Below are 14,811 nucleotides of genomic sequence, written 5' to 3' on the forward strand. Positions count from 1 at the left end.
GGCTCGAGTCGTGTGCCTCGGGACGCGCCAGGACGCGTCCACGGCCCACGACCCGACCCACAACCCGGACCACGACCCGACCCGCGACCCGGACCACGACCCACGGGGGCGAGCCGGGGCGCAGACCGGCGCACTAGCCTGCGAAGGCATGAGGCAGGCGCACACGGTGGAGCAGGTCCGGACGGCGGAGGCGGCGCTGATGGCGCAGCTGCCGGAGGGGGCGCTGATGATGCGCGCCGCGCACGGGCTGGCGCACGCGGTCGCCGACTGGCTGGGCTCGACGTACGGCCGGCGGGTGCTGCTGCTGGTCGGCTCCGGCGACAACGGCGGTGACGCCCTGCACGCCGGCGCGCTGCTGGCCCGGCGCGGGGCCGGGGTGGAGGCGTGGCTGCTCTCCGAGACCGTGCACGCCGGCGGGCTGGCCGCGCTGCGAGCGGCGGGCGGGCGGGTCGTGCCCGCCGACGGGGCGCAGGAGCCGCGCCCCGGTGCCCGACCCGACGTCGTGGTCGACGGCATCGTCGGCATCGGTGGAAAGCCGGGCCTGCGACCGGGGGCCCAGCACGCGCTGGCCCGGCTCGAGGGGGTGCCGGTGGTCGCGGTCGACGTGCCGAGCGGCGTCGACGTCGACACCGGCCAGACCCCCGAGCCCCACGTGCACGCCGACCTCACCGTCACCTTCGGCACCCACAAGCCCGCCCACCTCGTCGACCCCGCGGCCGGTGCCTGCGGGGTGGTGCACCTCGTTGACATCGGGCTCGACCTGCCCGAGCCCGGTCTGGAGAGCCTGCAGGCCGCCGACGTCGCGCGGCTGCTGCCCCGCCCGGCCGACGAGGCCCAGAAGTACACCCGCGGCGTCGTCGGGGTGCGCGCCGGCTCCGAGACCTACCCGGGCGCCGGGCTGCTCAGCGTCGCCGGTGCCGCGACCGGCTTCGCCGGCATGGTCCGGTACGTCGGCGACGTCGCCGTCGGCGACCGGGTGCGGGCCGCGCACCCGGAGGTGGTCGGCGCCGGCCGGGTCCAGGCCTGGGTCGTCGGCTCGGGGGCCGGCGACGGGGCGGCCGCCACCCTCGCCGAGGCGCTCGCCGACGCCCGCGAGCACGACCTGCCGCTGGTCGTCGACGCCGACGCGTTGCAGCACCTCGAGGCCCCGCTCGACGTGGCGGCGGTGCTCACCCCGCACGCCGGCGAGCTGGCTCGGATGCTGGGGGAGGAGCGCGCCGACATCGAGGCCCGACCGCTGCACTTCGCCCGCGAGGCCGCGCGCCGCTACGGCTGCGTGGTGCTGCTCAAGGGCCACCACACCCTCGTCAGCGCCCCCGAGGGACGGGTGCGGGCCACCACCACCGGCACGCCCTGGCTGGCCACCGCGGGCGCCGGCGACGTGCTCGGCGGGATGGTCGGGGCGCTGCTGGCGGCGGGGCTGAGCCCCTTCGACGCCGCCAGCGTCGGGTCGTGGCTGCACGGGGCCGCCGCGACCACGGTCTCGCGCGGGGCCCCCATCGTGGCGGGGCAGGTCGCCGGCGCCGTCGCCGACGTCGTGCGGACCCTGCCCGCGCCGTGAGCCCCCGGGTGGGAGAATGGTGGCGATGAGCCTCCAGCACGACGCACGGCGCGCCGAGATCGTCGTCGACCTGGCGGCGGTCCGCCACAACGTGCGCCGGCTCGCCGCCGAGGTCGGGCCCGACGTGGCCCTGATGGTGGTCGTCAAGGCCGACGCCTACGGCCACGGCCTGCTGCCGGTCGCCCGCGCCGCCCGCGAGGCGGGGGCGCCCTGGCTCGGGGTGGCCACCCTCGACGAGGCGCTGGCGCTGCGTGCGGGCGGCGACACCGGCCGCCTGCTGGCCTGGCTGACCGTGCCCGGCGAGGACTGGGCGCCGGCGGTCGCCGCCGACGTCGACGTGACGGCGTACACCACCGGCGAGCTCGACGACCTCGTCGACGCCGTGGCCCGCGCCGGGCGCCCCGCGCGCCTGCAGCTCAAGATCGACACCGGGCTCAACCGCGGCGGCTGCACCCCCGCCGACTGGCCGGCCCTGGTCGCCGCCGCCCGCGAGGGCGAGCGCGCCGGGCACTGGCGCGTCACCGGGATCTGGTCGCACCTCGCCGTCGCCGACGAGCCCGAGCACCCCGCCAACGACGCCCAGGAGAAGGTCTTCCGCGAGGCCGTCGAGACCGCCGAGGCCGCCGGGCTCGACCCCGAGGTCCGCCACCTGGCCAACTCCGCCGGCGCGCTGCTGCGGCCCTCGGCGCGCTTCGACCTGGTGCGCGCCGGGATCGCCTCCTACGGCCTCGACCCCGCGCCCGGCCGCACCCCCGACATCGGCCTGCGCCCCGCGATGACCGCGAGCGCGACCGTGGCGATGACCAAGCGGCTGGCGCCCGGCGACGGGGTCTCCTACGGCCACACCTGGGTCGCCGACGAGCCGGTCACCGTCGGCCTGCTGCCGGTGGGGTACGCCGACGGCGTGCCGCGCCACGCCGGCAACACCGCCCACGTCGGCGTCGCCGGCACACGCCGCCCGGTGCGGGGGCGGGTGTGCATGGACCAGCTGGTCGTCGAGCTGGCCGGCCCCGGCGAGGAGCCGGCCGTCGCCGCGGGCGAGCGGGTGGTGCTCTTCGGACGCGCCCCCGACCCGACCGCGCAGGACTGGGCCGAGGCGTGCGGCACCATCTCCTACGAGATCGTCAGCAGGATCGGTGGGCGATTCACCCGCCGCTGGACCGACACGGACACAGAGCACACCCACACCGACACCGACACCCACACCGAGGAGCAGCCGTGAACATGCGTCGTCGCGTGGCCGGCCTGGCCGGCGCCCTGGCGGGCGTCGCGGTGGCCGGCACCGCCGCCGAGGTCGCGCGCCGTCGCCGGGTCATCGCCCGCCGCGGCGCCGGCGACCGCGCCCCGCTGGGCTCGCTGCGCGCGGTCGCGCGCACCGTCGTCGCCGACGACGGCCTGCCGCTGCACGTCGAGGTCGACGAAGCCGACGCGCATGACCCGGCCGACCCCACCGGCCCGGCCCACCAGCCGCTGACGGTCCTGTTCGTGCACGGCTACGCCCTCAACCTCGACACCTGGCACTTCCAGCGCGCGGGCTACCGCGGGCTGGTGCGCACCGTCTTCTACGACCAGCGCTCCCACGGGCGGTCGGGACGCTCCTCCCTCGAGCACGCCACCATCGACCAGCTCGGCCGCGACCTGGCCAGGGTGCTGGAGGCCGAGGTCCCCGACGGCCCGGTCGTGCTGGTGGGCCACTCGATGGGCGGGATGACCATCATCGCGCTCGCCGAGCAGCACCCCGAGCTCTTCGGCGACCGCGTGGTCGGCGTCGGCCTGGTCTCCACGACCGCCGGCGGCCTCGACGTGGGGCGGCTGCTGCTGCCGGTGGTCCCGGCCAAGCTGGCCGGACCCTTCCTGGGTCGTGCCGTGGGCCGGGCCATGGTCCCGCTGGCGCGCGGCCACCGGCTCATCGACCTGGCCCGGCGCCTGGGCGGCTCGGTGGCGCTGGTGGCCACCGACCTGTTCGCCTTCGGCGGCGAGGTGCCCGAGTCCTACGTGCGCCACGTCGACCAGATGCTGGCCCGCACCCCCTTCGAGGTCGTGGCCGAGTTCTTCCCCAGCTTCGAGTCGCTCGACAAGTTCCACGTCGTCGAGGGGCTGAGCCGGGTGCCGGTCTCGATCATCTGCGGCACCGCCGACCGGGTCACCTCGATCGGGCACAGCCGCAAGCTGCACGCCCACATCGAGGGCTCGCGCCTGGTCGAGGTCGAGGGCGCCGGGCACATGGTGGTCATGGAGAGCCACGACCAGGTCAACGCCGAGCTCGACCAGCTCATCGCGGCCGCGACCGAGCGGGCGGAGCAGCGGTGAGCGCGGCGCGCGAGGAGACCCGGGCGCGTCCCGCGGTCGTCGTACGACGCGTGGGGCCGGAGGCGGCCGAGCAGGTGATGCACGTGGTGCACGAGGCGTTCTCGGCGCGACCGCCGCTCGACCCGCCGCCGGGGGCGCTGAAGGAGACGGTGCACACGATCCGCGGCAAGCTCGCCGACGGCGGCGGGCTGCTGGCCTGCATCGACGACGAGCCGGTCGGCACCCTGATCCTCGACCCGATCGGGTCGTCCACCTACATCCGCCGCTTCGGCGTGGTGCCGGGCCAGCAGGGCCTCGGCATCGCCGGCCGGCTGATCGACGCCGCCGTCGACGCGGTGGCCGACTCGGGCCGCGGCACCGACGACCTGATCGTGCAGGCCCGCGAGGAGCTGCCCCAGACGGTGCGCTTCTGGGACCGCCAGGGCTTCCGCGAGATCCGGCGCTACTCGCCGTTGGTCGAGATGCGTCGCCCGCTGCGCACCGCCGTCTTCCAGGCGCCCACCGCCGACGCGATGCGCGGCATCGGCCGCTCCCTGGCCGGCCAGCTCACCCACGGCGACCTGGTGGTGCTCACCGGCGACCTCGGCGCCGGCAAGACCACCTTCACCCAGGGCCTCGGGGCCGGGCTCGGCGTGCGCGGCAACGTCACCTCGCCCACCTTCGTCATCGCCCGGGTGCACCCCTCCACGGTCGGCGGGCCCGAGCTCGTGCACGTCGACGCCTACCGGCTCGACGGCCTCGAGGAGCTCGACGACCTCGACCTCGACACCTCCCTCGAGGAGGCCGTGACCGTCGTCGAGTGGGGTGAGGACCTCGCCGAGGGCCTCTCCGAGTCGCGCCTCGAGATCCGCATCGTGCGGGCGATCGGCGACCCGGCCGAGCCGCCCGACCCGGCCTCGCCGTTCGACCCGCGGCGGGTCGAGGTCACCCCCGTCGGGCCCCGCTGGCACGCGCTGTCCTTCCGCGCACTGGGCTGAGACGCGCCGTGTCCGGCGTCGAGGTGCTCGAGGGCCCCGGCGACGAGCCCCGCGACCCGCGCGGCGTACGCCGCCGGCGGCTGCTGGTGGGCGCGCTCGCGCTGCTGCTCCTCGTCGGCCTGGCGGTGGCCGCCGTCGACGCCCGGCGCCGCGACAGCGAGACCGCACGGGTCGCGGCGTGCGGCGAGGAGGCCCGGGCGGCCACGCAGCGCTCCGACACGGTGCTCTCGGCGATGGTCGACTACCTGCGTCCGGCGCTGGCGGCGATCCCCGAGAGCAGCGGGCGCGACAGCTTCTACGCCCTGGTGGCGGGCGAGGCGGCCCGGGTGCGCCCGGGCCTGCAGCGCGCACTGGAGGAGTGCCGCGCCGTCGAGGTGTGGTCGTGGCACGACGACCTGCGCGAGCAGCGGGCGGCGTACGTCGCCCACCTCGCCGCCCAGCTCGGGTTCACCGGCGACGTGGCAGCCGACGGGCGCGTCCTCTACGCCGACGACCCCGAGCGCGCCGAGCGGCTCGCCGAGCTCCGGGAGCGTGCCTTCGGGTCCCGCGAGTGACGGACTCGGCGACCGTCGGTGCCCGGCCGTAGACTCGAGGGCGCTGCACCGCACCCCCGCCTCGAGCCCGAGCGGGGGCGTTCCCTGTGCTTGACGCACCAGCGACCACCAGGAGCCTGCGCACGTGTCGACCACGACCCTCGAGACCCCCCTCGCCCCCGGCCCGGCCGGGATCGCCGACGCCGTGCTGGCCGACCCGGTCCTCACCGAGGTGCTCGCCGACGCGGGGGAGGGACGGGTCCGTGCGCTCGACCTGACCGGCCCCGAGGCCCTGCGCCCCTTCGTGGTGGCCGGGCTGGTGCGCGCGGGTCGCAGCGTGCTCGCGGTGACCGCGACCTCCCGCGAGGCCGAGGACCTGGTCAACGCCCTCGGCGACCTGCTCGACCCGTCGGCCGTTGCCTACTACCCGTCGTGGGAGACGCTGCCCCACGAGCGGCTCAGCCCGCGCTCCGACACCGTCGGGCGGCGCCTGGCGGTGCTGCGCCGGCTCCAGCACCCTGGCACCGACGCCAGCAACGGGCCCCTGCAGGTGGTCGTGGCGCCGGTGCGCTCGGTGCTGCAGCCGCAGGTCAAGGGGCTGGCCGACCTCGAGCCCGTCGAGCTGGTGCCCGGCGGCACCGCGCCGCTCGACGACCTGGTACGCCGCCTCTCCGACGCGGCGTACTCGCGCGTCGACCTGGTCGAGCGTCGCGGCGAGTTCGCGGTGCGCGGCGGCATCATCGACGTCTTCCCGCCCACCGAGGAGCACCCGCTGCGCGTGGAGCTGTGGGGCGACGAGGTCGAGGAGATCCGCTCCTTCTCCGTGGCCGACCAGCGCACCCTCGAGCCCGTCGAGCGGCTGTGGGCGCCGCCGTGCCGTGAGCTGCTGCTCACCGACGAGGTACGCCGCCGCGCCGCCGAGCTCGGCCAGGCGCACCCCCAGCTGCTCGAGCTGACCGACAAGATCAGCGAGGGCATCGCGGTCGAGGGCATGGAGTCCCTGGCCCCCGTGCTCGTCGACGACATGGAGCTGCTCGTCGACCTGATGCCCTCCGACACCCACGTGCTGGTGCTCGACCCCGAGCGGGCCCGCCGGCGCGCCCACGACCTGGTCGCCACCAGCGAGGAGTTCCTCGGCGCCAGCTGGGCCGCGGCCGCCAGCGGCGGCAGCGCCCCGATCGACCTCGGGGCGGCGTCGTACCGCACCCTCTCCGACGTGCGCGAGCACGCCCTGGCCCAGCACAAGCCGTGGTGGACCGTGAGTCCCTTCGGCATCGACGACGCCGAGGCGGGCGCCGCCGGCCCGGTGCTGCGCGACGAGACCGGCGCGGTCACCGGCATCGACGTCGACGTGACCGTCGGTGCGGTGCCCAGCCGTGCGCTGCCCGCCAAGCCGGTCGACGCCTACCGCGGCGACGTCGAGCGGGCGATCAAGGACATCGAGACCTGGCGCTCCGAGGGCTACCGGGTGCTGGTGCTGCACGAGGGCCACGGCCCCGCCCAGCGCATGGTCGAGGTGCTCTCCGAGCACGACGTGCCGGCCCGCCTGGTCGAGCCGCACGCGGGCGAGGGCGCACCGGCCGAGCAGGCGCGGCTGGTGACCGACGTGGTCACCGTCAGCTGCGGCGCGCTGGCGCACGGCTTCGTCGACGAGACCAACCGGTTGGTGCTGCTGACCGGCGAGGACCTCTCGGGGCAGAAGTCCTCCACGCGCGACATGCGCAAGATGCCCACCCGCCGCAAGAAGCAGATCGACCCGCTCGAGCTCAAGGCCGGCGACTTCGTGGTGCACGAGCAGCACGGCGTGGGCCGGTTCGTGGAGATGAAGCAGCGCCAGGTGGGCGGCGCGACCCGTGAGTACCTCGTCCTCGAGTACGGCGCCTCCAAGCGCGGCGGCCCCGCCGACCGGCTCTACGTGCCGGCCGACGCCCTCGACCAGGTCACCCGCTACGTCGGCGGCGAGCAGCCCAGCCTCGACCGGCTCGGCGGCGGCGACTGGGCCAAGCGCAAGGGCCGGGCCCGCAAGGCGGTACGCGAGATCGCCGCCGAGCTGATCAAGTTGTACGCCGCCCGGCAGGCCACCCAGGGCCACGCCTTCGGCCCCGACACGCCCTGGCAGCGCGAGCTCGAGGACGCGTTCCCGTTCCAGGAGACCCAGGACCAGCTGACCACGGTCGACGAGGTCAAGCAGGACATGCGCCAGGTGGTCCCGATGGACCGCCTGGTCTGCGGCGACGTCGGCTACGGCAAGACCGAGATCGCGGTGCGCGCGGCGTTCAAGGCCGTCCAGGACGGCAAGCAGGTGGCGGTGCTGGTGCCGACCACGCTGCTGGTCACCCAGCACCTCTCGACCTTCAGCGAGCGGATGGCCGGGTTCCCGGTGGTGCTCAAGGGCCTCTCGCGCTTCCAGACCGACAAGGAGGCCAAGGAGGTCCTCGCTGGGCTGGCCGACGGCACCGTCGACATCGTGGTGGGCACCCACCGGCTGCTCAACCCCGACACCCGGATGAAGGACCTCGGGCTGATCATCGTCGACGAGGAGCAGCGCTTCGGTGTCGAGCACAAGGAGCAGATGAAGCGGCTGCGCACCTCGGTCGACGTGCTCTCGATGAGCGCGACGCCGATCCCGCGCACGCTGGAGATGGCGATCACCGGCATCCGCGAGATGTCCACGATCACCACCCCGCCCGAGGAGCGGCACCCGGTGCTGACCTACGTCGGCGCCTACGAGGACCGCCAGGTGGTGGCCGCCGTACGCCGCGAGCTGCTGCGCGAGGGCCAGGTCTTCTACATCCACAACCGGGTGCAGTCGATCGAGAAGGCCGCCGCCCGCATCAAGGAGCTGGTGCCCGAGGCGCGGGTCGCGACCGCCCACGGCCAGATGGGCGAGCACCAGCTCGAGCAGGTGATGCTCGACTTCTGGGAGAAGCGCTTCGACGTGCTGGTGTGCACCACCATCGTGGAGTCCGGCCTCGACGTCTCCAACGCCAACACGATGATCATCGAGCGCTCCGACACCCTCGGCCTCTCCCAGCTGCACCAGCTGCGCGGACGCGTCGGCCGCTCGCGCGAGCGGGCCTACGCCTACTTCCTCTACCCGGCCGAGAAGCCGCTCACCGAGACCGCCCACGAGCGGCTGGCCACGCTGGCCCAGCACTCCGACCTGGGCGGCGGCATGGCGATCGCGATGAAGGACCTCGAGATCCGCGGCGCCGGCAACCTGCTGGGCGGCGAGCAGTCGGGCCACATCGCCGACGTCGGCTTCGACCTCTACGTGCGCCTGGTCGGCGAGGCGGTCGCGGAGTTCAAGGGCGACGGCTCCGAGCCCGAGCTCAACGAGGTCCGCATCGAGCTGCCCGTCGACGCGCACCTGCCCCACGACTACATCCCCACCGAGCGCCTGCGCCTGGAGATGTACAAGCGCCTGGCCGAGGTGCGCGCCGACGACGACGTCGACGCCATCAACGAGGAGCTGCTCGACCGGTACGGCGAGCCGCCGGTCGAGGTGGTCTCGCTGCTCCTGGTCGCCCGGTTCCGGGCCCGTGCCCGCCAGGCCGGCATCGGCGAGGTCACCATCGCCGGCAAGAACGTCCGGTTCGCGCCGGTCAGCCTGCCGGAGTCGCGGGTGGTGCGGCTGCAGCGGATGTACCCGAAGTCGCTGGTCAAGCCGCAGCTCGACACGATCCTGGTGCCGCGGCCGCAGACCGCGGTCATCGGCGGGCGCCCCCTCGACGGCATCGCGCTGCTCGAGTGGGCCCGCGGCGTGATCGACCAGGTGATCGACCCGGTGTGAGCGGCTGGTTCAATGTGACCAGTCGAATGTGACCCGGCCCTCACCGCCGTCATCCCAAGGAGCTCCCGTGCGTCTGTCCCGTCCCCTCGCCGGTCTCGCCGCCGCGGCCCTGCTGGGCACCGGTGCGCTCTCCGGGTGCGGCCTCTCCGACATCCAGGCGGCGCCCGGCGTGGCCGCCGAGGTGCGCGGGACCGAGATCAGCGTCGAGGAGGTCGACCAGCTCTCGGCGACCACCTGCGAGGTGCTGCGCAGCAACCCCGAGCTGCTGGGTCAGGGCTACACCGGCTCGACGGTGCGCGACACCGTGCTGGCCCAGCTGGCCCAGCGCGAGATCGCCGACGCGATCGCCGCCGAGAACGACATCGACGGCGACCCGGTCTACGCCCGGGCCGCCCAGCAGGCCCGCCTGGGCCTGGCCCAGGCCGACTCCGAGCAGCTCGAGGAGGTGCTCCCGGTCTTCGCCTCCAGCAGCTACCTGCGCGCCGTCGTCGCCCAGGTCGTCGATCCCTCGCTGCCGGCCGATGCCGACGAGGCCACCGCCATGGCGGCGTACCAGACCTACCTCTCGGCGTGGGAGGCGGCCAACCCCGTCACCACCAACCCGCTCTTCACCGAGGTCGACTTCTCCGCGCCCCAGCAGCGGCGCAACGAGCTGTCGGTCGCGGTCAGCGACGAGGCCGTCGAGCTGCTGACGCTGGACCCGGCGGCGGTGCGGCTCGAGGAGCGGCTGCCGGCCTCCCAGCGCTGCACCTGAGCCGGCGGTGAGCGGTCGGTGAGCGGACAGGGCGACGAGTCGGTCGAACCGCTCCTCGAGCTGCGCGCGGTGATGGCCCGGCTGCGGGCCGAGTGCCCGTGGAAGGCCGAGCAGACGCACCGCTCGTTGGTGCGCTACCTGCTCGAGGAGACCCACGAGACGGTCGAGGCCGTCGACCGGCTCGCGGCGGGGGAGCCCGGCGCGGTCGAGCACCTGCGCGAGGAGCTCGGCGATCTGCTGCTGCAGGTCTACTTCCACGCCGCGGTCGCCGCCGAGGCCGGCGGCTTCGACATCGACGACGTGGCCCGCGGCATCACCGACAAGATGGTGCGCCGCAACCCGCACGTCTTCGGCGACGAGGCCGACCAGGGCGGTGGGGCCGGTCAGGTGCCCGATGCCGCGGCGGTCAACGAGCGCTGGCAGCAGATCAAGGCCGCCGAGAAGTCCCACCGCACCACCGTCGACGAGGGCGTCCCCGCCGGCCTGCCCGCGCTGCTGTACGCCGACAAGGTGCTCGACCGGTTGCACCGCGCCGGCCGCGACGTCGGCCTCGACCCGGCCTCCACCGACCTCGGTGAGCGCCTCCTCGCCCTCGTCGAGGAGGCCCGTGTCGACGGCCTCGACCCCGAGCAGGCCCTGCGCGACGCCGTACGCCGCCGCACCTGACCCGGCCCCAACGTCCCGCCGACCCGGCCCCAACTTCCCGCCGACCCGGCCCGAACTTCGCGTCGAGCCGGCCCGGACCGGCAACCCCGACAGACATGCCCGGCCGGGTGAGAGGCCCGCGCGATGAGATGGGTACGGGGCGCCCATGCGAACAGTCGGAGTGGAGGAGGAGCTGCTGCTCGTCGACCCGCAGTCGGGTCGGCCTCGGGCGGTGGCGGGCCAGGTGCTGCGGCACAGCGGGCAGGACGTCGGCGAGGCCGGTGGTGGCTCGCTCGGCCACGAGCTGCAGCAGGAGCAGCTGGAGACCGACACGGCGCCGCACACCTCGATGGACGACCTGCGCAAGGAGCTGTGCGGGTGGCGCGCCCGAGTGGACCGGGCGGCCCGCGCGGGCGGGGCCCGAGCGCTCGCCTCGGGCACCTCACCGGTGCACGTCGACCCGCACCTGGTGCGCGACGAGCGCTTCGTGGAGATCGAAGAACGCTACGGCCTGACCGTTCACGAGCAGCTGACGTGCGCCTGCCACGTGCACGTCGCGGTGGACTCCGACGACGAGGCCGTCGGTGCGATGGACCGGATCCGCGTCTGGCTGCCCGTGCTGCTCGCCCTGAGCTCCAACTCGCCGTTCTGGCAGGGGGAGGACACCAGGTACGCCAGCTTCCGCTGGCAGGCGCTGTCGCGCTGGCCGACATCGGGGCCGACCGACCTGCACGGCACGGCTGCGGCGTACCGTCGCCACGTCGAGGCGCTGCTGGCCACCGAGGTGCTGATCGACGAGGGCATGGTCTATGCCGACGCCCGGCCGTCGCACACCTACCCGACGCTGGAGATCCGGGTGGCCGACGTCTGCTGGGACGTGGGCGACGCGGTCATGGTCGCCGCGCTGTGCCGGGCGCTCGTCGACACCGCCGCTGAGGAGTGGCGGGCCGAGGTCGCGCCGTCGCCCGCCGCGACGGCCATGGTGCGGATGGCGACCTGGCAGGCATCTCGCGAGGGGATCGGCGGTCGGCTGCTCGACCCCGACACCTTCCGGCCCCGCCCGGCGGCCGAGGTCGTGCGGTCGTTGCTCGACCACGTCCGGCCGGCGCTGGAGCGCAACGGCGACCGCGACCTCGTCGAGGAGCAGGTCGCCGCCGTGCTGGAGCGGGGCACCGGCGCCGACCGGCAGCGCCGGGTGCTCGCCCGCACCGGCTCGTACGTCGACGTGGTCGCCGACCTGGCCCGCGCGACCACCACCTCCTGACACCCGGCCGGAGGTTCGGGCCGGGTCAGCGCGAAGTTCAGGCCGGGTCAGCGGGAAGTTCGGGCCGGGTCAGAGGGGCGGGCGGCGGTCGAACCAGGGGGCGGCGTCCTCGAGCTGGCCGGCGAGCCGCAGCAGCAGCGCCTCGCTGCCCAGACGACCCACGAGCTGCACGCCCATCGGCAGGCTGTCGGAGGTCCAGTGCAGCGGCACGCTCATCGCCGGGCGGCCGGTGAGGTTGGCCAGCTGGGTGTAGGGCACCCAGCCGAGGTTCTCGCTGATCATCTGGTCGACCAGGGGCGTGTGCCGCAGCAGGCCGCCGGCCCGGGCGGTCAGCAGGGCCTTCTGGGCCAGCTGGACCAGGGCGGGCTGGTCGAAGGCGCCGATGCGCGGCGGCGGGGTCGCGGTGGTGGGGGTGAGCAGCAGGTCGTGCTCGGCGTGCAGCGCGGCGAGCCGGCGCACGTGGCCGTGCCGGTTCTCGGTGGCGCGCACGTAGTCGGTGGCGCGGGTCGCGCGCCCCAGGGCGGCCATCACCCGGGTGTCGGGCTCGAAGGCGTCCTCCCCGGCCCCGGTCAGCTCGCGGGCCTGGTCGACGGAGATCGCGCAGTGCACGAACCAGGTGGTCAGGAAGTCCTCGGCCAGCTGCGCGTCGTCGACCGGGGCCGCGTCGAGCTCGACGACGTCGTGCCCGGCGGCGGCGAGCAGGTCGGCGGCGTGGTGCACCGCGGCCTTGGCCTCCGGGTGCGGGTCGGGGTTGACGCCGCTGTGCCAGCTCACCGCGACCCGCAGGCGTCCCGGGTCGCGCCCGACCTCGGCGGCGTACCCCTCGGCCGGCCCGGACGCGGTCAGGTACGGCGACTCGGGGGTCGGGCCGACGAGCACGTCGAGCATCGCGGCGCTGTCGCGCACGCTGCGCGAGACGACGCCGTCGGTGCTGGTGCCGCCGATGGACTCGCCGAACTCGGGGCCGTGCGGCAGCAGGCCGCGGCTGGTCTTGAGGCCGAAGAGACCGCAGGCCGAGGCCGGGATCCGGATCGAGCCGCCGCCGTCGCTGGCCGCGGCGCAGGGCACGATGCCCGCGGCCACGGCGGCCGCGGAGCCGCCCGAGGAGCCGCCCGGGGTGTGCCCGAGGTCCCAGGGGTTGCGGGTCGGGCCGAAGACGTGCGGCTCGGTGACGCCCTTGGCGCCGAACTCGGGGCTGTTGGTCTTGCCGAAGATCACCAGCCCGGCCTCGATCCAGCGCTCGACCACGGCGGCGGTCTCGGCGGCCGGGTGCCCGGCGAGCGCCTTGCTGCCACCGCTGGTCGGCACGCCCGCGAGGCGCTGGTTGAGGTCCTTGAGCAGGAACGGCACGCCCTCGAACGGGCGCCCGCCGTCGGGCTCGGGACCGGTCGGGTTGGGCGGCTCCACGTCGTGGACGATGGCGTTGAGGCGCGGGTTCACCTCCGCCGCGCGGGCCCGGGCCGCGGCGAGCAGCTCCTCGGCGGTGGTGGTGCCCTCGCGCACCAGGGCGGCGAGGGCGGTGGCGTCGTGGTCGGCGTAGTCGTGCATGGGGCACACCGTAGTGACCCGGCCGCGGCCCCGTGGGCGGACCGCGCGAGTCGCGGACCGTCCGACGCACTAGGCTCGGCGCCGACGAGACCGTCCCCCGTTCATGACGCAGCACCCCCGAACCACTCAGGAGCACCCACCGTGGCATCCATCGAAGCAGTCGGCGCCCGCGAGATCCTCGACTCCCGGGGCAACCCCACCGTCGAGGTCGAGGTCGTCCTCGACGACGGCACCTTCGCCCGCGCGGCCGTGCCCAGCGGCGCCTCCACCGGCGCCTTCGAGGCCGTGGAGCTGCGCGACGGCGGCGACCGGTACGCCGGCAAGGGTGTCCAGCAGGCCGTCGACGGCGTGATCCGCGTGCTGGGTCCGGCCGTGGAGGGCCTCGACGCCGACGACCAGCGCCTGGTCGACCAGGCGATGCTGGCCGCCGACGGCACCCCCAACAAGGCCGAGGTGGGCGCCAACGCGATCCTGGGCGTCTCGCTGGCGGTGGCCCGCGCGGCCGCCGACTCCGCCGGCCTGCCGCTCTACCGCTACGTGGGCGGGCCCAACGCCCACGTGCTGCCGGTGCCGATGATGAACATCCTCAACGGCGGCTCGCACGCCGACTCCAACGTCGACATCCAGGAGTTCATGATCGCGCCGGTCGGCGCGCCCTCGTTCCGCGAGGCGCTGCGCTCGGGCGCGGAGGTCTACCACGCGCTCAAGGCCGTGCTGAAGGAGCGCGGGCTGGCCACCGGCCTGGGCGACGAGGGCGGCTTCGCGCCCGACCTCGACTCCAACCGCGCCGCCCTCGACCTGATCGCCGAGGCCGTCGAGCGCTCGGGCCAGCGCCTGGGCACCGACATCGTGCTGGCCCTCGACGTGGCCGCCACCGAGTTCTGCACCGACGGGGTCTACTCCTTCGAGGGCCAGTCGAAGAGCGCCGCCGAGATGACCGCCTACTACGCCGAGCTCTGCGAGGCCTACCCGATCGTCTCCATCGAGGACCCGCTCGACGAGGACGACTGGGAGGGCTGGAAGATCCTGACCGACCAGCTCGGCGACAAGGTGCAGATCGTCGGCGACGACCTCTTCGTCACCAACGTCGAGCGCCTGCAGCGCGGCATCGACGGCGGCCAGGCCAACGCCCTGCTGGTCAAGGTCAACCAGATCGGTTCGCTCACCGAGACCCTCGACTCCGTCGACCTGGCCCACCGCAACGGCTACCGCTGCATGATGAGCCACCGCTCGGGCGAGACCGAGGACGTCACCATCGCCGACCTGGCCGTGGCCACCAACTGCGGCCAGATCAAGACCGGTGCCCCGGCGCGCTCGGAGCGGGTGGCGAAGTACAACCAGCTGCTGCGCATCGAGGACGAGCTCGCAGATGCGGCGCGCTACGCCGGTGTGTCGGCGTTCCCGCGCTACTCCTCCTGAGCGACCC

General features: G+C 74.8%; 11 protein-coding genes. 10 read left to right on the forward strand and 1 reads right to left on the reverse strand.

The window, feature by feature from the left end; genetic code table 11:
- Positions 1-148: 148 nt before the first annotated feature.
- The 9 genes from QWJ41_RS16830 (at position 149) to QWJ41_RS16870 (ending at position 11,837) form a co-directional block, all read left to right on the forward strand.
- Positions 149-1,561: an NAD(P)H-hydrate dehydratase gene (locus tag QWJ41_RS16830; protein WP_302709567.1), complete on the forward strand. Its 1,413-nt coding sequence runs from the start codon at positions 149-151 to the stop codon at positions 1,559-1,561.
- A gap of 25 nt (positions 1,562-1,586) precedes the next feature.
- Complete coding sequence (gene alr / locus QWJ41_RS16835) at positions 1,587-2,783, forward strand: alanine racemase (protein ID WP_302709568.1); 1,197 nt, start codon at positions 1,587-1,589, stop codon at positions 2,781-2,783.
- 2 nt (positions 2,784-2,785) lie between these two features.
- Positions 2,786-3,871 carry an alpha/beta fold hydrolase gene (locus tag QWJ41_RS16840; protein WP_302709569.1) on the forward strand — a complete coding sequence of 362 codons (1,086 nt, stop codon included), beginning with the start codon at positions 2,786-2,788 and terminating at the stop codon, positions 3,869-3,871.
- Positions 3,868-4,848, forward strand: coding sequence for a tRNA (adenosine(37)-N6)-threonylcarbamoyltransferase complex ATPase subunit type 1 TsaE (tsaE, locus tag QWJ41_RS16845; RefSeq protein WP_302709570.1), 981 nt, complete (start codon positions 3,868-3,870; stop codon positions 4,846-4,848). The genes QWJ41_RS16840 and tsaE overlap by 4 nt, the downstream gene beginning before the upstream one ends.
- Positions 4,849-4,856: 8 nt before the next feature.
- A complete protein-coding gene (locus QWJ41_RS16850; protein WP_302709571.1) occupies positions 4,857-5,402 on the forward strand; it encodes a hypothetical protein in 546 nt (181 codons plus the stop codon).
- A 124-nt stretch (positions 5,403-5,526) separates the two neighbouring features.
- Positions 5,527-9,174 (forward strand): transcription-repair coupling factor, encoded by a 3,648-nt coding sequence (mfd, locus tag QWJ41_RS16855; protein ID WP_302709572.1) that lies wholly within the window; start codon positions 5,527-5,529, stop codon positions 9,172-9,174.
- A gap of 67 nt (positions 9,175-9,241) precedes the next feature.
- Positions 9,242-9,928, forward strand: a complete 687-nt coding sequence (locus tag QWJ41_RS16860) for a hypothetical protein (RefSeq protein ID WP_302709574.1) — start codon at positions 9,242-9,244, stop codon at positions 9,926-9,928.
- A gap of 18 nt (positions 9,929-9,946) precedes the next feature.
- Positions 9,947-10,594, forward strand: coding sequence for a nucleoside triphosphate pyrophosphohydrolase (locus tag QWJ41_RS16865; protein ID WP_302709576.1), 648 nt, complete (start codon positions 9,947-9,949; stop codon positions 10,592-10,594).
- 145 nt (positions 10,595-10,739) lie between these two features.
- On the forward strand, positions 10,740-11,837 hold the full coding sequence (locus QWJ41_RS16870; protein ID WP_302709577.1) for a carboxylate-amine ligase: 1,098 nt from the start codon (positions 10,740-10,742) through the stop codon (positions 11,835-11,837).
- Positions 11,838-11,906: 69 nt separating this feature from the next.
- Here the strand turns inward: QWJ41_RS16870 and QWJ41_RS16875 are convergent, their stop codons facing one another.
- Positions 11,907-13,385 carry an amidase gene (locus QWJ41_RS16875; RefSeq protein WP_302709578.1) on the reverse strand — a complete coding sequence of 493 codons (1,479 nt, stop codon included), beginning with the start codon at positions 13,383-13,385 and terminating at the stop codon, positions 11,907-11,909.
- A gap of 141 nt (positions 13,386-13,526) precedes the next feature.
- Between QWJ41_RS16875 and eno the strand changes: the two genes are divergently transcribed.
- Positions 13,527-14,804 carry a phosphopyruvate hydratase gene (gene eno, locus QWJ41_RS16880; RefSeq protein WP_302709579.1) on the forward strand — a complete coding sequence of 426 codons (1,278 nt, stop codon included), beginning with the start codon at positions 13,527-13,529 and terminating at the stop codon, positions 14,802-14,804.
- Positions 14,805-14,811 lie beyond the last annotated feature (7 nt).

The organism is Nocardioides cremeus (assembly GCF_030518195.1).
Classification (GTDB): Bacteria; Actinomycetota; Actinomycetes; order Propionibacteriales; family Nocardioidaceae; genus Nocardioides; species Nocardioides cremeus.